19 protein-coding genes and 1 pseudogene are annotated in these 21,856 nt (G+C 56.7%); 7 read left to right on the plus strand and 13 right to left on the minus strand.

All coding sequences use genetic code 11. From position 1 onward, the window contains the following. Window positions 1–54: 54 nt before the first annotated feature. The 4 genes and pseudogenes from AD663_RS16035 to AD663_RS28440 all read right to left on the minus strand — a co-directional run. Window positions 55–1,719: a cyclic peptide export ABC transporter gene (locus AD663_RS16035; RefSeq protein ID WP_053214129.1), complete on the minus strand. Its 1,665-nt coding sequence runs from the start codon at window positions 1,717–1,719 to the stop codon at window positions 55–57. A 45-nt stretch (window positions 1,720–1,764) separates the two neighbouring features. After that, window positions 1,765–5,040 (minus strand): non-ribosomal peptide synthetase, encoded by a 3,276-nt coding sequence (locus AD663_RS16040; protein WP_053214130.1) that lies wholly within the window; start codon window positions 5,038–5,040, stop codon window positions 1,765–1,767. A 532-nt stretch (window positions 5,041–5,572) separates the two neighbouring features. Further along, window positions 5,573–6,619, minus strand: a complete 1,047-nt coding sequence (locus tag AD663_RS16050; RefSeq protein WP_003182670.1) for a class I SAM-dependent methyltransferase — start codon at window positions 6,617–6,619, stop codon at window positions 5,573–5,575. A gap of 464 nt (window positions 6,620–7,083) precedes the next feature. Continuing rightward, window positions 7,084–7,473: pseudogene (locus AD663_RS28440) on the minus strand (OprD family outer membrane porin); the annotation flags it as partial. 205 nt (window positions 7,474–7,678) lie between these two features. Here AD663_RS28440 and AD663_RS16060 point away from each other — a divergent pair. The 4 genes from AD663_RS16060 to AD663_RS16075 all read left to right on the plus strand — a co-directional run bounded on the left by AD663_RS16060 (window position 7,679) and on the right by AD663_RS16075 (window position 12,109). Continuing rightward, window positions 7,679–8,095 carry an Ohr family peroxiredoxin gene (locus AD663_RS16060; protein ID WP_033046113.1) on the plus strand — a complete coding sequence of 139 codons (417 nt, stop codon included), beginning with the start codon at window positions 7,679–7,681 and terminating at the stop codon, window positions 8,093–8,095. A 162-nt stretch (window positions 8,096–8,257) separates the two neighbouring features. After that, on the plus strand, window positions 8,258–9,691 hold the full coding sequence (locus tag AD663_RS16065) for a catalase (RefSeq protein WP_053214133.1): 1,434 nt from the start codon (window positions 8,258–8,260) through the stop codon (window positions 9,689–9,691). Between the two features lie 340 nt (window positions 9,692–10,031). After that, the gene (locus tag AD663_RS16070; protein WP_053214177.1) at window positions 10,032–10,772 is read left to right on the plus strand and encodes a response regulator; all 741 of its coding nucleotides are present in this window, start codon (window positions 10,032–10,034) and stop codon (window positions 10,770–10,772) included. Next, on the plus strand, window positions 10,769–12,109 hold the full coding sequence (locus tag AD663_RS16075) for a HAMP domain-containing sensor histidine kinase (RefSeq protein WP_053214134.1): 1,341 nt from the start codon (window positions 10,769–10,771) through the stop codon (window positions 12,107–12,109). The genes AD663_RS16070 and AD663_RS16075 overlap by 4 nt, the downstream gene beginning before the upstream one ends. A 48-nt stretch (window positions 12,110–12,157) precedes the next feature. On the opposite strand, the gene AD663_RS16080 is transcribed toward AD663_RS16075, so the two are convergent. Continuing rightward, window positions 12,158–12,973 carry a helix-turn-helix transcriptional regulator gene (locus AD663_RS16080; protein ID WP_053214135.1) on the minus strand — a complete coding sequence of 272 codons (816 nt, stop codon included), beginning with the start codon at window positions 12,971–12,973 and terminating at the stop codon, window positions 12,158–12,160. Between the two features lie 139 nt (window positions 12,974–13,112). Between AD663_RS16080 and AD663_RS16085 the strand changes: the two genes are divergently transcribed. Next, window positions 13,113–14,339 (plus strand): CynX/NimT family MFS transporter, encoded by a 1,227-nt coding sequence (locus AD663_RS16085; RefSeq protein WP_003182680.1) that lies wholly within the window; start codon window positions 13,113–13,115, stop codon window positions 14,337–14,339. A 238-nt stretch (window positions 14,340–14,577) separates the two neighbouring features. Here AD663_RS16085 and AD663_RS29620 read toward each other — a convergent pair whose 3' ends face one another. The 5 genes from AD663_RS29620 to AD663_RS16105 form a co-directional block, all read right to left on the minus strand. Continuing rightward, the gene (locus AD663_RS29620; RefSeq protein WP_371261193.1) at window positions 14,578–14,712 is read right to left on the minus strand and encodes a DUF2790 domain-containing protein; all 135 of its coding nucleotides are present in this window, start codon (window positions 14,710–14,712) and stop codon (window positions 14,578–14,580) included. After that, on the minus strand, window positions 14,713–14,841 hold the full coding sequence (locus AD663_RS29625) for a hypothetical protein (protein ID WP_003182682.1): 129 nt from the start codon (window positions 14,839–14,841) through the stop codon (window positions 14,713–14,715). Between the two features lie 342 nt (window positions 14,842–15,183). Then, window positions 15,184–15,600 carry an organic hydroperoxide resistance protein gene (locus AD663_RS28445; RefSeq protein WP_003182684.1) on the minus strand — a complete coding sequence of 139 codons (417 nt, stop codon included), beginning with the start codon at window positions 15,598–15,600 and terminating at the stop codon, window positions 15,184–15,186. Between the two features lie 247 nt (window positions 15,601–15,847). After that, window positions 15,848–16,186, minus strand: coding sequence for a hypothetical protein (locus AD663_RS16100; protein ID WP_053214136.1), 339 nt, complete (start codon window positions 16,184–16,186; stop codon window positions 15,848–15,850). A 48-nt stretch (window positions 16,187–16,234) separates the two neighbouring features. Further along, entirely contained in the window at window positions 16,235–16,498 is a 264-nt protein-coding gene (locus tag AD663_RS16105) for a DUF2790 domain-containing protein (RefSeq protein WP_053214137.1), read from the minus strand. A gap of 688 nt (window positions 16,499–17,186) precedes the next feature. Here AD663_RS16105 and AD663_RS16110 point away from each other — a divergent pair. Both AD663_RS16110 and AD663_RS16115 read left to right on the plus strand, forming a co-directional pair. Next, window positions 17,187–17,576 (plus strand): hypothetical protein, encoded by a 390-nt coding sequence (locus AD663_RS16110; protein WP_003182691.1) that lies wholly within the window; start codon window positions 17,187–17,189, stop codon window positions 17,574–17,576. Window positions 17,577–17,618: 42 nt separating this feature from the next. After that, on the plus strand, window positions 17,619–18,035 hold the full coding sequence (locus AD663_RS16115) for an Ohr family peroxiredoxin (RefSeq protein ID WP_003182693.1): 417 nt from the start codon (window positions 17,619–17,621) through the stop codon (window positions 18,033–18,035). Between the two features lie 123 nt (window positions 18,036–18,158). Here AD663_RS16115 and AD663_RS16120 read toward each other — a convergent pair whose 3' ends face one another. The 3 genes from AD663_RS16120 to AD663_RS16130 all read right to left on the minus strand — a co-directional run bounded on the left by AD663_RS16120 (window position 18,159) and on the right by AD663_RS16130 (window position 21,794). Next, complete coding sequence (locus AD663_RS16120) at window positions 18,159–19,577, minus strand: aldehyde dehydrogenase family protein (protein WP_053214138.1); 1,419 nt, start codon at window positions 19,575–19,577, stop codon at window positions 18,159–18,161. A gap of 93 nt (window positions 19,578–19,670) precedes the next feature. Beyond that, complete coding sequence (locus AD663_RS16125; protein WP_003182697.1) at window positions 19,671–20,420, minus strand: creatininase family protein; 750 nt, start codon at window positions 20,418–20,420, stop codon at window positions 19,671–19,673. Between the two features lie 51 nt (window positions 20,421–20,471). Then, window positions 20,472–21,794, minus strand: coding sequence for an MFS transporter (locus tag AD663_RS16130; protein ID WP_003182699.1), 1,323 nt, complete (start codon window positions 21,792–21,794; stop codon window positions 20,472–20,474). Window positions 21,795–21,856 lie beyond the last annotated feature (62 nt).

The raw sequence follows: 21,856 nt of genomic DNA on the forward strand, positions 1-21,856 counted from the left end.
GATTGTTGTAGTGCAGAACTACTGCTCGCCAAGAAACCCTGCAGAAAAACCGTTTCAGACAGGGAGGCAATGCCCCTGCGCTGAATGCTGTTCGACATCCGCCCCTGCATGATCGAACGGATACAGCTGGCCGCCGTCGCATTTGAGGACTCGATCGGCGATGGAAAAATAACGATCGTCATGACTGATCGCGATGATGGTTTTCCCCTGGGCCTTCAGTTCAGGCAGCAGCTGCTGATAGAAAAAACCACGGAAGCCGGGGTCCTGATCAGCGGCCCACTCATCGAGCAGCAGGATCGGCCGTTCCTCCACCAACGCCACCAGCAACGCCAACCGCTTGCGCTGCCCTTGGGACAGGCGAGTGGTGGAGAGGCCACCGTGTTCGTCGATCGTGACCTTGCGCTCCATGCGCAGACGCTCAAGCCACGCCTGGGCCAAGTCCATGTCGAAGTCACCGCTAGGACCGACCAGACGCTCGAACAGATAGAAGCTGGAAAACACCGTGGAGAAATGCGCCCGGTACCAGTCCCGCAACGGCGGGGTGATTTCCACGCCCTGCAGGCGCAAGGTCCCGGCGCTGGGCTCATACAGCCCGGTCAGCAACTTGGCCAGGGTCGACTTGCCGCTGCCGTTGCCGCCGACGATGAACAGGATTTCACCCTTCGCCACACTCAGGTCCACCGGCCCCAGGCGGAAACCATAGTCGTCGGCGGCATGGGGATAGTCATAGCCCAGCCCCTGCAATTCGAGCATGGGCTGGCGGGCATCCGCCTGACCGGTCTGCGCCGTGAATTCGGTACGGTAATCGGCAAAGGCCAGGGTCTCGATCTTGGCCAGCGAGACATTGCCCGCCACCAGGGTCGGCAGGCTGCCGATCAAGTCATTCAGGGGCATGCGCAAGAACATCAGCACCAGGACGAACGCGGCGATAACGCCATTGCCCAGGCCCAACCAGGCACCGGCAGCGAACAAGCCACCCGCCAGTGCAAGGATCAGGGCCACCGTCCAGTTCAGGCTCAAGGTCCAGTAACGATCGGCGTGCACTTCGTTGCGCCGCGCATACTCCGCGGCAGGCTGCAGATCCAGCGAATAGAAACGCTCCTTGCGCCGGGCATTGAGCGCCAGTTCGAAGCGTCCCTCGATCGCGCCCTGATAGGCCGCGTACAAGCGGTCGTCAGTTTCCCGTACACGCTTCATCAGCTGGCGCATCTTGTTGAACCAACCGTGGGCCAACCAGGTTCCCAAGCTCAGGCCGACGACACATATCAGCAGCAGCTGCCAGGACAACCAAGCCATGTACAGGCAACCACCCAGCATCAACACGGTGTTGTAAAACACGAACGGCAAGCGATTGAAAGCCTGACCGATGCTGACGATGTCCTTGCTCAAGGTCGCATACAGGCTGGCTTCGCCGATTTTTTCCAGCTGTTCGATGGAGGTGTCCAGCAAGCGCTTGACCATCTGCAAGCGCAATTCGTACACCACGCGGTGACCCAGCGCGGTCAACAAGGCCTGGGAACCGAAACCGCAGGCAAACAGCAGCACCAACAAGCCAACGAACCTCGCCGCCAGCAGCGTGTTCATGGTGACGGCGCCGGCGATCAGGCGATTGATCTCATTGAGCAATCCAATGCCGGCAGCGGCGCTGACCAGGCTGGCCAACAGGCCCAGGCTCAGCAACGCTCGGTGACGCTTGAGAAGAGATAAAAACAGGGTCATGCAAATTCCTCGGAGGCTGCATACGCGTACGGCGGATCGACTGGTTTATTCGAAGGCCAGCAACAGGTTTTCGATAGCGGTCAGTTCATCAACCTCGGGGGTAGCGCAGGCTTGCTCGATCAACGCGGCCATGTCACTGAGCACCGGGTGAGCGAACAACTTCGCCAATGCAACCTCACAGCCAAACTGGTGCCTGATCCGTGCCTGGATCCTGACCAGTTGCAGCGATTGCGCGCCCAACCGGAACAGATCGGCATCGGATGTGATGGGCCAGACGCCGAGCACTTCTTTCCAGATCTCGGCAAGGCTTGTCTGCCACTCTCCTACAGGCTCCTCGCCCGCTGCCCCGGCATTCCACAGCGGCTCCGGCAGCGCCTTGCGATCGATCTTGCCGTTGGCATTGAGTGGCAGTTTCGTCAACACGACAAAGGCCCCGGGGATCATGTAGGCCGGCAGCCGTTCACGCAGTCGCTGGGTCACGGCAGCGCTGTCCACCTCGATGATTTCACCGCACAGATACGCCACCAGGACGTCCTGATTACCTGGGCCGCGTCGCATCACCACGACCGCCTGGGCCACGCCTGGCAACGCGGCCAAGGCTGCCTCGATCTCGCCTGGCTCGATGCGAAAGCCGCGCAGCTTGATCTGGAAATCGCTGCGCCCCAGGAACTCCAACCCACCGTCGGCGCGATAACGCGCACGATCGCCCGTCCTGTACAAGCGACTGCCCGCCTGGACGCCCGGTGCATGAGGCTGTACGAAGGGGTTGGGAACGAATGACGCGGCGGTCAATTCAGGCCGATCGGCATAACCTCGGGCGACACCGCTGCCACCGATGTACAGATCACCGGCAACGCCGACCGGCTGGGGCTCAAGAAACTCGTCCAGGACATACAGGCGATTGTTGGCCAACGGCTGGCCGATGGGGATGACGGCACTGTCGACCCGCTCCACCCCGTGCACCGCCGACCACACCGTGGTTTCCGTGGGACCGTAGACATTCAGCAACTTGACCTGGCGTGCCAACAGCCGTTCAGCCAGTTCCGCCCCCAAGGCTTCGCCACCGCAGAGCACCCGCAGGCCTTTCCAGGCGGCTGAAGGGTGATCGACCAGCATTTGCCACGTGGCAGGTGTCGCCTGCATGACAGTGATGGCGTGGCGCTCGAGCAAGTCGATCAATGCCGGTGGGTCCAGGGCGGCCTCACGGCTGGCCAGGACCACGGTCGCGCCCTGGATCAACGGCAAAAACAGTTCCAGCCCAGCGATATCGAAGCCCAGGGTGGTCACCGCCAGGAGCCGATCAGTGCTGCTCAGTTGCACATGTTCCTGGATGCCCAGCAGGAAATTCACAAACGCCTGGCATTCAATGTCGACGCCTTTGGGGCGCCCTGTGGAGCCGGAGGTATAAAGGGTGTACGCCAATTGACGCGGATGAGTGACCCGCTCCAGGTTGGTATCGGGCAGTGCTGGCAATGCAGCGTCCAGCGTTTCCAGGGTGACCACGCAGGCGGCGGAACCGACGACGTCCCGCAGGGCCTCGCGCGTCAACACCAGGCCCGGTCGGGCCTGTTCGATGATATCGGCATTGCGTGCCGCCGGTTGCCCAGGGTCGATTGGCAGGTAGGCACCGCCGCTTTTCTGGATGGCAAGCAGCGTCACAAGCAAATCAGCGTCACGGTCAAGGCAAACGCCTACCCGTTGATCCGCTACCACACCGGCCGCTCTCAACCAATGGGCCAGTCGATTGGCGCGGGCGTTGAGCGCTGCGTAGCTCAACGGTTGCTCCCCGCTGATCAAGGCGCAGCGATCAGGACCGGCATCGACCTGACGCTCGAACAGGTCCGGCACGCCTTGATTCGGTACCAGCGTTCGATCGGTCCGGTTCCAGGCTTCCAATTGTTGCAAGCGCTGGGCGTCATCAAGCATCGGCAATTGCCAGACCGGCACGTCCGGTTGAGTCATGAGCCCATCCAGCAACTGGCGATAACACCCGGCGAGACGCTCGGCGGTGACAGGCGAGAACAGGTCCAGGTTGTATTCCAGTTCGCAGTACACACCGTCGGGGCGAACCGCTACGTCCAGGGTGAGATCGAATTTGGCGCTGTCTTGCGTCGGCAACACACGTTCGACCTCAAGCCCGGGCAAGGCCAGGTTGACTGCCGAGCCCGTGCTCAAGTTGAACATCGCCTGGAACACCGGTGAGCGACTGACGTCACGCTCGATTTCGAGGTGATCGAGCAGCAACTCGAATGGCGGTTCGGCGTGCTGCAGGGCAGACAGCGACTCACTGCGCAAACGCTGGCAAAGTGCACGACCCGTCAGTTGCGGATCCAACTGAACACGATAAACCAGCGTGTTCACGAAAAAGCCCAGCATCTGCTCCAGCTCTTCGCGGCTGCGCCCGCCGTGGGGGACGCCCACGGCAAAAGCCTGTTGGCCGCTAAAGCGCGCCAACAGCAACTGCCAGGCCGCCAGAAGGATGACAAAAGGAGTCGACGCACAATCGCGACAGAACGCCTGGATCCGAGCGGATTGGACGGGGTCCAGGGTGAACCGCAGCCGCTGGCCACGCTGGCTTTGCTGGGCGGGACGCGGAAAATCGGTGGGCAATTCCAGCACCGGTACCGACGCGCCCAGGTAGTTTTTCCAGTACTCGAGATCAGCCTGCACGGCGTCAGTGTCGAGGCGTTGTCGCTGCCAGATCGCGTAGTCCACGTATTGCACGGGCAATGGGGGCAACGTCGGGGTTTCACCTCGGACAGCCTGGGTGTAAGCCGAGGCCAGATCGCCCACGAGAATCGGATTGGACCACGCGTCGGACACGATGTGATGCATTTTCAACAGCAGCGCATGGCTGGAGACGTCGTAGCGAATCAGCTTGACCTCTAGCAGCGGCGCCTGGGACAGGACAAACGCCGACTGATCCTCAAGCGCCAGCAACGACGCCAGATGTTCATGCCGCGCGACACGATCGACGCCTGGCATCTCATGCTCTTGCATGATGAAGGCCACATCGTCGAGCAGCTCTTGTCGGGGCTCGCCATCGACTTCGATAAATCGGGTCCGCAATACGCCATGACGCTTGATCAGCGCCTCGAATGCCAAACGCAACGCTGGAACGTTCAACGCTCCCGTAAACAAAAAAGCGCGGGACAGGTTGTAAGCCGTGGCATTCGGTTCCAGACGTTGCAGGAACCAAAGGCGCTGCTGAGCGAAGGAAAGGACTTGCGGCCCAGCGCCGGATTGCCTTTGGAGACTGTCGGGCAGCTGTAATTCATCATCCTGGAGGAGCGCAAGCAATGCATCATCAAAGTCGTTCATCGGCGCTTCTACATCCCTATATGGTCCGACCTGTAACAAGGGGAATGAATATTAGGTGCCAATGATAATTAATGTCAATTGCAATGAATGACGTCACGCTCATTTGCAGTCTGGATCATTGATTCAGGGCCAGGCGCCCCGGGTCGAGCGGGGCTGGAGGATGGGGTTGAGGAGAAATTGCACGAACAAAAAAAAGGACCCGAACAGATTGTGTGAAAACTTAGCAAGGGACATCGTGTTCAAGCCGGAGAACATGAAGAAACTTGCCCGGTGCGGCGTGGCGATGCCATTAGAGAACGACAGGCTGCGCACACGGATCTGGAGCCGGGTTAAAAGCGGGCAATGAAACCTGTCGCCGATGAAGCAGGCACCCAGATCATCGGCGACATCTTCCGCGCCTCATGTCAATTCAAAAGCCCGTGGCCAAATGCAGCAGGATCGAGGCGAGCCCCGCTGGCGGACCGTAGCCGATCAAAAGCGCTTCACACTGACCATTTTGAGTAAGCGCGTCTTTAACGAACCTAACAGACGATCACTTACGGGCCTCCAGGATCAGATTGAAGGGTGTTTCTGTCGCACGACGCAGGTGTTTGAACCCAGCCGCGTCGAATACCTCGCGTAACCTCGCCTCGCCTGCCTGGGCTCCCAAGCCCAGCCCCACTTCCTGGGACAGCGAGTTCGGTGTGCAGATGAAAGTGGAAGCAGCATAGAACAGCCGCCCGACAGGGGTGATGTTCTCGTCGAGCGTGTCCTTGGCATAGGGCTCGACCAGCAAAACCGTACCGTCCGCCTTCAGCGAGCGATAGGCATGTTGCGCGGCACCGACCGGATCCCCCATGTCATGCAGGCAATCGAAGTAGCAAATCAGATCGTAATCGTCCCCGGGAAAGTCTTTTGCGGTGCTTTGGGCAAAGCTGACGCGATCATCGACCCCACCCTCCTTGGCACGCTGCGTCGCGGTGGCGATGGATGGTGCGTGATAGTCGAACCCGACAAAGCGCGACGCCGGGAAGGCCTTCGCCATGACGATTGTCGAGGCGCCGTGCCCACAACCGATGTCTGCCACCCGCGCGCCAGCAACGAGCTTTTCCACAACCCCTTCCAGGGCCGGTAACCATTGCGACACCAGAAAGGATTTGTAGCCGGGCCGGAAGAAGCGCTCAGTACCGCTGAACATGCACGGATGGTGATCACCCCAGGGCAGTCCGCCATCACCGCGCATTGCAGCCAGCAGTTTGTCCTTGTCGTGAAACATGGACGCCACCACCATCACCCCGCCGGCTACGTACACCGGTGAATCCTCGATGGCCAATGCCAACGCCTGTTCCTCCGGTAACGTGAATTGTCCGTCGTGGTGTTCCATATAGCCTGAGGCCACGTGCGCACTGAGCCACTCTTGAACCAGCCGCGGATGACAGCCGGTTTTCGAGGCGAGTTGCTGCGGGGTAACCGGTCGGCTATCGGCCATGGCTTTGTACAACCCGAGTTCATCGCCAAGGATCACATTGGCGAGCATGGCGGCGGCGCCCATATCGGACACCAGCTTGCCCATGAACTCGTTAAGTTTTACCTCGTCCATTACATACCCTCCTGCAAGAAGGCCACCGTAGACACGGGTGTAGAGGACCTGAAAACTGTTGCGGTGGTCGGATGGATTAACACGGGGCGCGTTGCCGCGGGCTCGTGCGCAAATGCCGGGTGAACGCTAGATCTGCCCGCCTGGCTGTCCACACCAGAAGTAGGTGTGGAATGTTCAGTCTAGTGCTTGGCGAATGCTCAAGTTATCTGACGCGACGCTCGGCGGTAAGGTGTTGAAATGACGGCATCGTGAGCACGCAAGTGTTCCTAACATCCAAGCGAGCCTTGTCATGATTCGAGCAACGGGTTGCTCTCATTCGATAAGCTCGAAAACATCGCTTAAAGATGTGGTACGCCAGGTGGCATTTTTGGCAGTTCCTTTAGACTCGCACTGTTACGGTTAGCGGCTTACGAATGTTCACTGGGTCAGCGTGAGCGCGCCTGCTACCTGCATCAACCAACGACCTAGAAGATCGACACGGGATAGGAAACGATCAAGCGGTTCTCGTTAAAATTATTGGTATTTCCGTAATCCCGGCGCACCGTCGAATTGCGCCAACGCAGGTACAACGACTTGAAACTACCGCTCTGCACTGTGTACCCGAATTCCGTCTCACGACCGGCTTCCTCGCCATGCGTCACACCGCCTGCGTGGGCATGCGTGCCTTTGATGTAGCGATTCATCAAGGTCAGTCCAGGAGCTCCCAGCGCCGCAAAGTCGTAGTCATGCCGTAGTTGCCACGAGCGCTCGCCGGCATTGTCATAGCTCGACCCATAACTGTCGTTTGCGACAGTCGCACCGCTGGCACCCGCCACTCTCTGCCATGCGCTGTCGCCCGTCAGTCGTTGCAACCCTCGCTTCCAACGGGTTGCCCTCCCCTAGTAGTACCCCTATCGCACCTTGGTATCGCATGGAGCATGTATCCGAAACCAAGCCCGATACCATCGTGTAATCGTCCCGCTTTGAATGCTCTGTTCTGATTACTCCTGACTTAGATCCAGACCTAAGTGACAGGGACACTGGAAAAATGCCCATGCGTTCGAAGATCAGGAGACAGAGATGGGGGCCGGAAGAGCGTTGTATACCGTCAGGGTTCACACAAAAGGTTTTCGCGACGGGGGTTACTCTCGCAGTGATGACGGCTGCTTGAACATCAGGCACTCGCTACCGGGTTTCGATAGCAGCGGGACGAACTCGGAACAGCTTTTTGCAGCTAGTTGGTCTGCCTGTTTCGACGCGGCGCTGGGCCTGGCGGCACTGAAGCAGAAGGTGTCACTACCGGTTGACGTCTCTATCGATGCCGAGGTCGATCTTTGTCTCAGTGGAGAGGCGTACTTTCTATGCGCTCGGTTGACCGTCAGCTTGCCGGGACTGGATCGCGAGGTAGCGCACAAACTGATCTACACCGCCCACCAGACATGCCCTTACTCCAAAGCCGTCCGCGGCAATGTCGAGGTTCAGCTCAGTCTCCTCTGAGCTCAGTGCTAATCATTTTCCCCCACTTCAGATACACGCCAAAGAACGTCAGAAGCGCGGAATTACGGGCCATGGCGGCCGTCATGTCTGGTGCGGCGCGTTTTCCCTGACCAGTACATCTTATGCAGGCTTTTCAACAACCATAAAAGCAAGGGTCCGATAATGAAAAAACTGACGACAGCAGCCGGCGCGCCGGTGGGCGATAACAACAACTCTCAAACGGCTGGTCCTAGAGGACCCGTGTTATTGCAGGACGTTTGGCTGCTAGAGAAGTTGGCGCACTTTGACCGTGAGGTTATTCCTGAACGCCGGATGCACGCAAAGGGCTCAGGCGCATTCGGCACTTTCACGGTTACTCACGACATCACCCGCTACACAAAAGCAGACTTATTTTCGAGCATTGGTAAGACCACGGATGTATTCGTCCGATTTTCTACCGTGGCTGGCGAACGTGGAGCCGCCGACGCCGAGCGTGACATTCGCGGGTTTGCCATCAAATTTTATACCGGCCAAGGCAACTGGGATCTGGTGGGCAACAACACACCTGTGTTTTTTCTGCGGGATCCGTTGAAGTTTCCAGACCTCAATCACGCAGTCAAACGTGATCCACGTACAAATATGCGTAGTGCCAGAAACAACTGGGATTTCTGGACACTACTGCCCGAGGCTTTGCATCAGGTCACGATCGTTATGAGCGACCGCGGACTACCGCACTCCTATCGACACATGCACGGATTCGGCAGCCATACGTTCAGTTTCATTAGTCCGGCGAACGAACGTTTTTGGGTGAAGTTCACCTGGAAAACCCAACAAGGCATCAAAAACCTGACTGATCAGCAAGCCTGCGAACTGGTCGGCGATGATCGCGAAAGCGCGCAACGGGATTTGTACACCAGCATTGAGGAAGGTCGCTTTCCCCAATGGAAACTCTACGTTCAAATAATGCCAGAAGCGGAAGCTGGGTCTTATCCGATCAATCCTTTCGATTTGACCAAGGTCTGGCCGCATAAAGATCATCCCCTGATCGAAGTCGGTGTCCTTGAGCTCAACCGCAACCCGGACAACTACTTTGTCGACGTCGAACAAGCCGCCTTCAACCCTGCCAACGTCGTGCCTGGCATCAGCTTTTCACCAGACAAAATGCTTCAGGCTCGATTGTTTTCCTATGGCGATGCGCAACGCTATCGCGTGGGCGTAAATCATCATCAGATTCCGGTAAATGCCCCTCGATGCCCAGTCAACAACTATCACCGGGACGGGCAAATGCGTACCGACGCAAATGCCGGAAGCGCCATCGGATATGAGCCCAACAGCCATGAACAATGGGCGGAGCAACCCGACTTCCGTGAGCCGCCTCTATCACTGCAGGGCAGTGCCTGGCACTGGAACCACAGGGAAGACGAAGATTATTTCACCCAACCTGGCGCCCTATTCCGGCTGATGGACACGGCTCAGAGACAGGCGCTGTTCGATAACACTGCGAGATCGATCCACGGAGCTAGTACACAGGCGAAGCAGCGCCACATCAACCACTGCACGCAAGCTGATCCGGAATATGGATCGGGCGTCGCCCAGGCAATTGAACAACTAGCTTGATCGAGACGCTATCAGCAAGAGCAAAAAGGTTACTCGCGCCATTTGCTCTTGCCCCTCCCGCCAACCCAACATTGAAAATGATTTCAAAGCGATTCAAAAACAGTCCTCCCAAAGGCTCAGCCATCAGAAGCTGTTCCAGGTCACGCGAGGCGGCATGAAGGTCAGAACCTCGTGGCGTAGGATGGCCCCGCTGATTCCACGCGTTCCAGTTCTTTCAGGTGACCGCGTTACTGGGCTTCAGCACTTACACCTTGATGTAATAGACGGCCGCGCACCCAATCGCTAAAAACGTCGCTCGTTAGGAGACATGGCGAAATGCTGAGGATCTATGGTGAGTCAGATGGAACACGTTGATCACATTCTGATAGTCGACGACGATCGCGAGATTCGAGAGCTCGTAGGTAACTACCTAAAAAAGAACGGTTTGCGAACCACAGTCGTGGCGGACGGCCGACAGATGCGCTCCTTTCTTGAGTCTTCCACCGTGGACCTCATCGTGATGGATATCATGATGCCAGGGGACGATGGACTGCTCTTATGTCGAGAACTTCGTTCAGGCAAACATAAAAGCACACCGGTCCTGATGCTGACCGCACGCAACGAAGAAACCGACCGCATCATCGGCCTGGAAATGGGAGCTGATGATTATCTGGTTAAACCCTTCGCAGCCCGTGAGCTGCTTGCACGTATCAATGCCGTACTGCGCCGCACGCGCATGCTGCCACCCAATTTGATTGTCAGCGAGGCTAGTCGCCTGCTTGCGTTTGGTAAGTGGCGGTTAGATACCACGGCGCGTCATTTGCTCGATAGCGAGGGGACTATCGTCACCTTAAGCGGCGCGGAATACCGTTTGCTGAGGGTATTTGTCGATCACCCCCAACGCGTCCTGAGCCGCGATCAATTGCTCAATCTGACCCAGGGGCGCGACGCAGATCTCTTCGATCGCTCCATCGATTTGTTGGTAAGCCGTCTGCGTCAACGCTTGCTGGACGACGCCCGCGACCCAGCCTACGTCAAGACCGTGCGCAGCGAAGGGTATGTTTTCACCTATCCGGTGGAAATTCTAGGAGAGCAGTCATGACGCCGCTGCGTTGGCCAAGAACGTTGGCCTCGCGACTGTCGTTGATCTTTCTCGTCAGCCTTGTAGCAGCTCATGGACTGTCTTTTGGGCTGCAGTTTTATGAGCGATACCAAAGCGCGATGACACTGATGCTGGGAAATCTGGAGCAAGACTTGACGACCACTGTGGCAATGCTTGAGCGCCTGCCCGCTGCTGAACGTCAAGACTGGCTACCGCGCTTTGAGCATCCCAACTATCGCTATCAACTGGACGAGGGCCAACCTGGTACGCCGATGAACATGGCCTCCGCCCCGGCGTCTGTTCGCTCCATGGAAGCGACACTGGGGCAAGATCACGACCTTAGCTTTACTGATATTTCTGACCTGCGTCCGCATTATCAAGCGCACCTACGCCTGAGCGACGGAAGCCCGCTGACGATTGATGTTCGGCCTAAAATATCCCCACTATCGCCATGGCTACCGTTGCTGTTAATCGTGCAACTGTTGCTACTATTCGGCTGTACCTGGTTTGCGGTACGAACTGCAATACGCCCCCTGACTCGCCTATCAAAGGCAGTCGATACTCTTGATCCGAACGGGGGAGGAACTCGTCTTGATGAGGCAGGCCCTATAGAAGTGGCCTACGCAGCGGTTGCCTTTAATACCTTGCAGGAACGCATCGCGACTCATATAAAAGAGCGCATGCAACTATTGGCTGCCATTTCTCACGATTTGCAGACGCCCATCACGCGTATGAAACTGCGCGCCGAGTTCATGGAAGACTCCGTAGAGAAGTACAAACTCTGTAAGGACCTGAGCGAGATGCAGCATCTGGTTCAGGAAGGGGTGGCATACGCGCGCAGCATGGATGGTTCAACTGAGACCAGCCGCCGGCTCGATCTGCACTCGTTCCTCGACAGCCTGGTATTCGATTATCTGGATACTGGAAAAAGTGTTGTTCTAAACGCGGAAATCGGCACCGTTATCGATACACGGCCGCATGCACTGCGACGAGTGCTAGTGAATCTTGTGGACAATGCGCTAAAGTTTGGCACAGAGGTCCAAATCACCGTTGAGCCTCAAACGGACAAACGCTTGGAGATCAAGATTCTGGATCGTGGTCCAGGAATTCCCGAGGACCAATTGCCAGAAGTGATTAAACCGTTCTATCGCGTGGAAAGCTCGCGCAACCGTGCTACGGGCGGTACAGGACTGGGACTAGCAATTTCCCAACAACTTACGCTAAAACTTCAAGGTACTTTAATACTGTACAACCGTGAAGGTGGCGGGCTGTGTGCTCAACTGACACTACCCAGTAGCTTGTCTGATTCTTCGAGGATGAGTAGCACCGTCGGATAAGGCGGTGCCATTCACTGCTGCGCCAGCCGATTGGCTGCATCGACTATTTTATTCGCGAATCAAAAACGCCCGCGGGGACTCTCCCATCGCACGGCGAAACATTGCGCTAAACGCACTTGCACTAACATAGCCCAGATCCCGGGCAATCAACCCGATTGACTCCCCCTTCTCGAGCCGGTTCAAGGCGCTGGCCAATCGCACCTGTTGCACCCAATGGCGGAAAGTCAGGCCTGTTTCCTTGAGAAACAGGCGGATTAACGTGCGCGAACTGGCACCCACTTTGTCCGCCCAATAGTCTACGTTTCGAGCTTGCCCTGGAGTGTCGAGAATAGCGTTGCACACCACCAACAGCCGGCGGTCTACCGGCCACGGTATCTGAAGCGGCAATGTTCGTGCAGATTCCAGTTCACTAAGAATCAGAGCTACGACGTGACTATTGCGGCCCCCGAGTGAATATTCGATGGGTTCACTGGCCAGCACCAGTATCAGTTCGCGCAATAGCAGAGAAACGTCCACGACTCGGCAGCTGTCTCCATAACTTGCGGCGACGTCGGCTTCTATGTAGATGGAACGCATCTTGACCGGGCTGAGCATCAATTGGTCATGTTCTTCTCCGGCGGGTATCCACAGAGCCCGTTTAGGCGGGAGAAACCACATGCCACCGCGGGTCGCAACACGCATGACACCGCTGATGGCATACAACAACTGGCCATGGCGATGTGTATGCGGGGGATTGTATTCCCCGGCCATTTGGTTGCGAGCCAATGCCGTCATCAGCCGCGGTACGTCCTGATAGTCTAGGTAATCCTCACTGCGTCCGTTCAATTCTTCGGCTTTGCTGACAATCCGTCCCTTTTGCTTCATCGATCACACTCACCCATTAGGTTGCAATGCCGAAGTCTCTGACATTGTCACTTTGAAGACATAAGCTGGCACTTGCCGACTCTTTGATATCGCTACGATCGCCCTTAATCAAATTTCCGAAAATAAGGGTACGTAGAAAATGGCCCCCATCAACACTTTTCCAAATGCATCCGACAAACATAGCGCACCTGCAGTCATCGGTTTATTGGTTCTTTCCATTGCATTACGTCCGGCGATTGTTTCTATTGGCCCCATCTTGCTGCTTATTCAAAACCAATATGGTTTGACCTTTACCCAAGCGGCGTTGCTGACTTCCATTCCCGATGTCTGCATGGGCACCTTCGCCTTAGTCGCACCCAATTTAAGTCGGCGCTTTGGTAGCGACCGTTGCGTAATTGCAGCGCTGGTTTTGCTTGGAGCAGCCTGCTTGGTGCGGGCAATATCTCCGGATGCCGTTTTTCTATTGCTCAGTACATTTCTGGTCAGTATCGGAATCGCAATTGCTGGTGCTCTCATCGGTGGTTGGATAAAAGCTCACTTTCCACATCGGCCAGCATTCTTCATGGGTATCTATGCCGCCGGCCTTAGCGTAGGAGCAACTCTTTCTGCGTTATTCACTGCACCCATTACTGAGTTCGCTCAAAGCTGGCGGGTGGGTGCCGGGATCTGGAGCTTACTGTGCGTCACAGCTGTAATAAGCTGGTTGTGGATGGCCCGACGGTTCGCAACTTCCGCACCGAAGGTCAACACCGTTGATAACCGGTCGCCCGTGACCGGGATGCCGTGGAGCAATCCTCAAGCGTGGCTCATAGCGTTGTATTTCGGCTCAAGTCAATTCGTGGTCTATGCCCTCTTCGCCTGGTTAGCACCCGCATCTACCGAAGTCGCTCTAACCGCCCTGCCCGCCGGAGTGTTGCTTGGGCTATTTACAGCGGTGTTTGCAATCGCAAGTGTCGGTGCTGGCCTGATCCCTGGAAGGCCCCATGACCGTCGTGGTCTTTTGGGAATCACCACCGTACTTGCACTCATTGGTACGGCGGGCATGGCGTTTGCTCCAGATACTTCGCCGATTCTTTACGTATTGCTTGTAGCAACCGGTCTAGGCATGTCCTTCACAGTTGGGATGACGTTGCCACTGGACAATTCCAAAACGTCTGCAGAAGCCGGGGCTTGGACCGTCTTCATGCTTTTCGTAGGCTACCTGATTGCAGCGTTGGGCCCCGTCTGCTTCGGCGCGCTGCGTGACTATACCGGAAGCTACGACCTTGCTTATGACATGCTGTTTGCGGTACTTCTTTTTATGCTGTGCCTGACGCCAATTCTGAAGCCGGCATCCGAAACGGGATTACGGGTGCCAGCGACCTGACATCGCAACGGTTTTATGCCGACGCATACATTGTATCAACTCAATAACCTACGCCACCCGCACTTGCAACGGTGCCAGCTGCACACTTTGGGAAACCACAATGACGGTCTTCTTGTCAGGCCAGCGGGTGGTGGAAATACGATTGCTCAATGGGGCTGGCGTGGCCGCAGACGAACCTGAAAAAGAGCCGGTGTGTCAACGGCTCTTCTAAAGGCGCCATCGGCGGGGGACATGTACATCAGTTGTTCTGGCCGCACCCTTGATCGACGGTGAGATAATCTAGCACCTTAGACTTGCCAGCGGAGTCTAAATAAGCCATCCGTGCGTTAACGACACCGCAACCGGATGAAGTTGCTTCGCTGACCGAAACCACTTAGGCAATGTCCAAGTGATCATAGTACATGTAGGCCTGCGGAGTTACATTCTCCTGGGCATTAGCTGCGACGGCGCCGAGGCTAACGATGGCAAACAGTGAAGCGATGCTGAGATTCTTGCAGTTCATGACGACATCTCCAGTTATTAAATGATTGATCCAGCAAGACAGCTTGTGCTGCTGCGATGGGTGCCATTTAACGCCGCTAAGGTAACCCGTGTGTGTCACCAACCTCCGCAAATAAACCAGTTCGTATCGGGAGGGTCTCAGATACATAAAATTACGATTTCAATTCATCCAAACAGGACTATTTAACCGAAGGATAGGTCGGCCTAATGTTGCGTAAAATGTAATGAAACAAGCGGGTTATTGAGCACTCAACTTCCCTTCACTCAAAAGCAGAAACAAACACACAACTACCTGAAGACCTCAGGCAGTCATGCGTATACTTGTGATTTCGTCAGGGTGCGTTCAGACGAGATTCAGAACGACGTCTATATTTCCGCGAACAGCTTTCGAATAAGGACAAGTCTGATGCGCGGTATCGATCAGGCGCAGGGCTGTATCACGCTCTATCCCCGGCAGGCTAACGTTAAGTCGAGCACGCAGAAAATAGGCATCACCTTCCAGGCAAAGATCGACTTCGGCATCAATGGCGACGTCGGCCGGAAGTTCGACTTTAAACTTGCGCGCCGCAAGCCCCAGCGCTCCGTCAAAGCATGCCGACCAGCCAGCCGCGAAGAGTTGTTCGGGGTTGGTACCATTGCCTTTGAAACCCGGTAGCGAATGGCGAATATCCAACTTTCCGTCGTCGCTTCGTGAAGTGCCCCCATCGCGAGCTCCTGTGGTGTGTACTTTAGCGGTATAGAGGATTTTCTTGGATGTCATATTGAAGCTCCTTATTTTATGGGAAGACGCCTGCCAAGTGCGTTGGTGAATCAGAGCAGACCCTTGGCAACCTCTCGATTGCACGAAGGTATCGTTCACCGCCAAGCCTGCTTATTGCGGCCGTAGTCGCTCGCGGCAGTTCTGTCATTTCACTGAGTTGATCGGATGTGATTTTGGTTGAGAAGGGCCCCTTGTAGGAGTTGGCAAGCAACTCCTACAAGGGGTGGTGGTGTTTATGAGACATCACTCAAACCGTCTGGTTATCCACCAACTGACCTTGCGGCGTGCGGCTAGAACCATCAGCCGCTACCAACTGCCCCTGCGGCGTACGGCTCGAACCATCGGCAGCTACCAACTGACCTTGCGGCGTACGGCTCGAACCATCGGCAGCTACCAACTGACCTTGCGGCGTACGGCTCGAGCCGTCCTGTACCAGGAAGTCACCACCGCCCAGCGCGTTCACAGGGGCCAACTGGAAGCATGTGCTGCTGCCGCAGGAGCTTTGTTCAACAGCGGCGTTAGCATGAGCGGCGGCACCAGCCAGGGCGAAAGCAGCGGCGGTCAAAAAGCGAGTCACGTTGTTCATGATTTTTCTCCTGTTTCAAAGGGGATTGGCAATCGGTAAGTGGAGGGCTCAGTTGTCACCAATGCAGCCGTCAGCGAACTTGCGGTAGTCCAGGACCTGCGTTTTGCTCTGGGTATCCAAGTAGGTCATCTGGGCATTCACAACCCCGCAGGTGGGTGCGGCGTCGTGTGTCAGCGACACCACTTTCTTGATGTCCAGGTGGGTGCCGTAGGTGTAGGTCTCAGGCGAGACGCCTGCTTCGGCGCGGGCGGACAACGTGCAGATGTTCAGGGCGGCAAACAGGCAAGCGGCGTAGATTGCTTTAGTGTTCATGGTGATCTCCTCAAGGCTTCAATGGCTAAATCGTTCTATTGAGCCGAGGCGGTCGGGTTTGCCTCGATGGAGCCTATTAGAAGCCTCAGAGGTATCTGGTCTGTGTCGAAAACAGGGGTGTTCAAATCGATTCGTATCAGAGCCGCCTGGAAATACACATCGATACAAACCTCAAGGGATTTGCGGCGCTCAACCAGTTCGCCACGGCTGCCACACCCTAAAAATCATTATTGACTGATCATTCCAATATATTTATGGCTTTGCCATGGATGTGCCAAACCCCAAGCGCCTTGGAGTCGAAGGAGCCGGCCGGGTAAGGCGGCAACATGTTGCCGCTGCATCTGACTTTTTTGCCGTTCAGCCTCATGGCGTCCACATACAAAAAGGTGCGCACTCCTAACGTCCCATCGTCTAAACCGAGTCCGATTATCTATAAGCGGAAAAAGCGTTGACGCTTTTGTGAAGAGTGCGTTGGGATGATAAGTGGCATAGCAGATGCGATGTTGTTGCCCCCCACCCTCACACCTATGGCCACCCAGCGTTTCTACTATTAAGCGCTAACACCGCATAACTGGTAAGTCTCACCCTGTGACGTCATGCTCGAGCTGCAGCACTCAAACTTTGGCAACCTCCTATTCCCCGGTTGGTTGCTTGATCAGTTGAACAGATGACGTAGAGGGATCCGATCATGGCCGAAGGTTATCGCGTGAGTTGCCTTAGCACAGCTGAGCGGCTTGGGAACGACGAATTGCACGCCTTAATGGCGGGTGTCGTCAGGCGTGACAGGCGTGAGTCACAACAACTCTTTGCGGCAGTGACACCCTTACTCATCGCCTTCTATGAAGGCCAAGTGCAGGCCGGGCGAATCAAGCGTGGAGCCACAGCGGGCCTGGTTCAGGAAGCTTTCAAGGCGCTCTACCTTGGACAGCCAGGTTATGACCCGACCCTACCGTTCCGGGCGTGGGTTCTCGATATCGCACGATCAACTCTACTGGGTAACGCGGGCTCAGAAGCCGTTTTCGACGCTCTTGCAGGTGTGGCGGTGCGCAACTGCCAGCAAGCCATGCAAGTCACGTGATTCGATCTATCGACGCCGCGTTATCAACGCTAGGAAGTACTCATGATCAATATCGAAAAAACCCTCTATACCGGTCATACCTACACAACAGGAGGTCGAGAGGGCACCGGCCGCAGCCATGATGGACGACTTGACCTCAAGCTTTCTCCACCCGGCGCGCCCGGAATAGGCACCAACCCGGAGCAATTGTTCGCAGTCTGCTGGTCAGCCTGCTTTCTCGGTTCTCTGCGCCATGCCTGCAATGCTCGTAGGATCGCCTTTCCAGTGATGGCCGGTGTCGATGCCCAAGTCGACCTGATCCATGGCGAACAGGGTTTTACTCTGCAGGCCCGACTGGTCGTATCGTTGCCTGACATCGAGTCGGACATCGCTTTGCAACTTATTGAAGCGGCAAACCAGAACTGCCCCTACTCAAAAGCCACGCGCGCCAACATCCCTGTGAGCATCACACTCGCCTGATTTTCCGCTCTATGCTCAACACCTTCAGCAGAAGCAGAAGCAAAGGAAACCGCCTGCTTCTGCCTCGCAATCATTGGCTATTCACAACACCAGACGCGAACACGATATCCCGCCAAACCCAGGCTAATCCGACACAATACTTTTGGCCTCAAGAAACGATTCCAGCCCAAAGGCGCCGAACTCCCGGCCGACACCTGACTGTTTGACCCCGCCGAACGGTGCAAGCAGTTCTGGCGCGACTCTGTTGATCAACACCGAACCGGCCTGTAGCCGGACCGCGAGGCTTCGGGCGCGTTCCGGCTGCCGAGAAAACACATAGGCCTGCAAGCCGTAGACACTGGCGTTGGCAATATCGATCGCCTGTTCTTGCGAGTCATATGCAATGATCGACAGCACCGGGCCGAAAATCTCCTCTTGAGCAATGTCCATGTCACTGCTGACGTCGGCAAAGACCGTGGGCCTTACGAAATAGCCCTTGTCCAGGCCGATCGGCCTGCCCTCCCCGCCGGCAATCAGCGTCGCGCCTTGTGCCTGCCCGCGGCGGATGAAACCTTGTACGCGGTCGAATTGCGCCTGACTGACCAGAGGCCCGATAACGGTGGCAGGATCCTGCGGACTGCCGACGACCATCGCCCCGACCAGGCTTTTTACACGGTCGATGATGTCCTCGGCGTGCTTGCGTGGCACCAGCAGGCGCGTGCCGGCAACACATGCCTGTCCGTTATTCATGAAGGCAGCATTCAATGCAAGAGGCATGGCCGCGTCTAGATCGGCGTCATCAAGGACGATGGAGGCCGACTTCCCCGTAAGCGACAAGCTCACTCGCTTCATGGTTTCTATACCGGCGCGAGCAATGAGTTTACCGGTGGCGGTGGACCCCGTGAATGAAACTTTCGCGACGTGTGGGCTGGTGCTGATTTCGTCACCGACATCACCGCCTCGCCCCAATAGAATATTGAAAACCCCTTTGGGCAAATCTGCGCGATGCAACGCCTGGGCGAGCACATCGGTTTGCAAGGGACTCAACTCGCTCGGTTTGATGACCGAGGCACAGCCGGCCGCAATGGCCGATGCCAGTTTGCTGCATATTGTCCCAGCGGTGCTGTTCCAGGGCGCAATCAGCGCCGCCACGCCGACCGGCTCCATCACCACGGTCGCGTCGCCCATCGAACGAATCAGGTCGTAGTTTTTCAACGCCTGCGCCGCATTGGCAAATGACTGCGAAGCGTAGCGACTGACCCATTGCGCTCGCGCGAACGGCGCACCGTATTCTTCGATGGCGGTATCACGAATTTCATCCGTGCTCGCCAGCACGGCAAACTGCAACTGCTCAAGCATCTCGATACGCTCGGCCTTGGAGGTGCGGCCCATCTCGATTTGAGCACGCGAAGCCGCCGCGATGGCGCACCTGGCATCTTCACGGTTGGCCAAGGTGACCGTACCGATGACCGTCTCGGTCGCCGGGTTGATGCATTGCACCGTTTCATTCCCCTGAACGGGAACGAATGCTCCATCAATGTAACTATGATTGATTTTCCACATCTTGGCGTACCTGATCGATTGCGGTTTACCCGCGATGAGCACCAACGCCCGGTATGCCCAGGCGTTGGCCAGGTCGGATAAAACTCCCGCGGATCAGCCTGGCATCGGCTCGCGGCTGAAGGCTTGCACCTCCTGCACCAGGCCTTGTGCTGCCATCATCACCAGCTGCCGGCCTTTTTCCGGTGACGCTTGCGCCGGGTCCGATCCCATGCGGCCATCCGGATGACGGGCGCGGAAATCGGCTGCCTCTCGAATCGGCCCCCAATTGGCGATCTGTGGCGAGTAGTCAGCCGATTTGATGGCGTGCGGATAGGCCCACTGGGTCACGGCAATTTCCGAAGGCGTTGCATGAATGCCGTGTCCTGTCGGGAACTGGTCCTTCGCCAAATCATTGATACCTTCCAGATCCCACCAGTTGCACAGCTTCAAGGCAAAACCCGCAGGGCGACGCGCGAAACTCGCCTCGGCATACAATTCCGAAAACGCCGCTTCGATCGATGCGATGTTGCCGCCATGGCCATTGAGAAAGAAGATTTTTTCGAAGCCGTGGGCAACCAGCGAGCGAGTCCAGTCACCGATGGCGGCGATGAATGTCGAAGGCCTGAGCGAGATCGTTCCCGGGAAACCGAGATGATGCTGGGCCATGCCGATGTTGAAGGTCGGGGCAATCAGAATGTCCGCTGACTCCTGCGCCTGATGGGCGATGATTTCGGGGCACATCCAGTCCGTCCCTAGCAGTCCGGTAGGCCCGTGCTGCTCGTTGGAACCGATCGGGATGACGACAGTACGGCTGCGCTCGAGAAATTTTGCGATTTCGGCCCAGGTCGATAGATGTAGAAGCATCTGCGTTCTCTCTTTGGAAGGGTTCCTTGCGGAACACGATGGGTGTGAAGTTCAAAGCGCCCGATCAACTTGCGGCGCATTCGAGATCCGGTCGCGATGCGCCAGCGGTTTGCTCGCGATGATCACGAACGCGGCGCACAGAAACACGCAGCCGACAGCGACGATGCCAGGGTTCATGCTTGCCGTTGATGTCTTTGCCCAACCGATCACTGCCGGGCCCCAAAAACCGCCGCACAGACCGATGGTGTTGATCAGAGCGATACCGCCCGCTGCCGCTTCGCCCTTGATGAGTTCAGAGGGCATCGCCCACAAGACCGTGTAGGCCATGAACATCATGGCGATCGCCAGCGTCAGCAGAACCATTGATAACATCAGGTTCCCATCGGCAACAGGATACAAAAGTATCAATAGTGCCCCGACGCCTGCCGGGATCGCGCAGTGATAGCGGCGCTCGCCGAAACGGTCGGAGCGGCGCCCGATCCAGTACATGCCTGCTGCCGCTGCCACATAGGGAATGGCCGCGCACCAACCCAGCTGCATCATGTCGTTGATACCTTGCGCTTTAAGGATCGCCGGGAGCCAGAAGCTCATGGCATAGATCGAGAAAATGATGCAGAAGTAGGCGCACGCCAGGATGTAGATTCTGCGATCTCGCAGCACGGCTCTGAACGAGTGGGCCCCTCCCGAGGAAGCGCCGAGTTCACGCTGCAGCAATTGCTTTTCCTCGACGCTCAGCCAGCGAGCTTCGGCGGGATGGTTGCAAAGGTAAAAATAGGCAAACGCACCAAGCAACACGCAGGGCAGACCTTCAATCAAGAACATCCATTGCCACCCAGCAAGGCCACCCACCCCCTCGAAAGTGGAGATCAGCCATGCCGAAAGCGGACCGCCAATAATGCCGCCGGCGGGACCTGCGATGAACACGATTGCAATGGCCCGGGCCATTCGTTTCGGGCCGTACCAGCACGACAGGTAATAGATCATCCCCGGTGCGAAACCGGCTTCAAAAACACCAAGCAGAAAGCGCATGGCATAGAACATCGGCACGTCGCGCACGAATAGCATGCAGGCCGATGTGATTCCCCATAACACCAGAATGCGACTGAACGTGTTTCGCGCCCCCACTCGAGGCAGCATCAGGTTGCTGGGTAGCTCGAACAGCACATACCCCAGAAAGAACACACCAGCGCCAACACCATAAGCAGCGTCCGACAGTCCAAGGTCGTTTTGCATCTGCAGTTTGGCAAAGCCGACGTTGATGCGATCCAGGTAGGCGAATACGTAGCAAACGAACAGGAGTGGCAACAGGCGCCAATTGAGTTTGCGGTACAACGTTGCAAGGGCATTGTCTGCGGGCGTCACGGTGGTCGACATGCGAGTCTCCGGTTTTTCTTGTTTGGTCTGACGTGTCGAAAGATGTTGCGCCGACGACGTAA

The sequence above is a fragment of the Pseudomonas sp. Q12-87 genome (genome assembly GCF_001269755.1).
Classification (GTDB): domain Bacteria; phylum Pseudomonadota; class Gammaproteobacteria; order Pseudomonadales; family Pseudomonadaceae; genus Aquipseudomonas; species Aquipseudomonas fluorescens_S.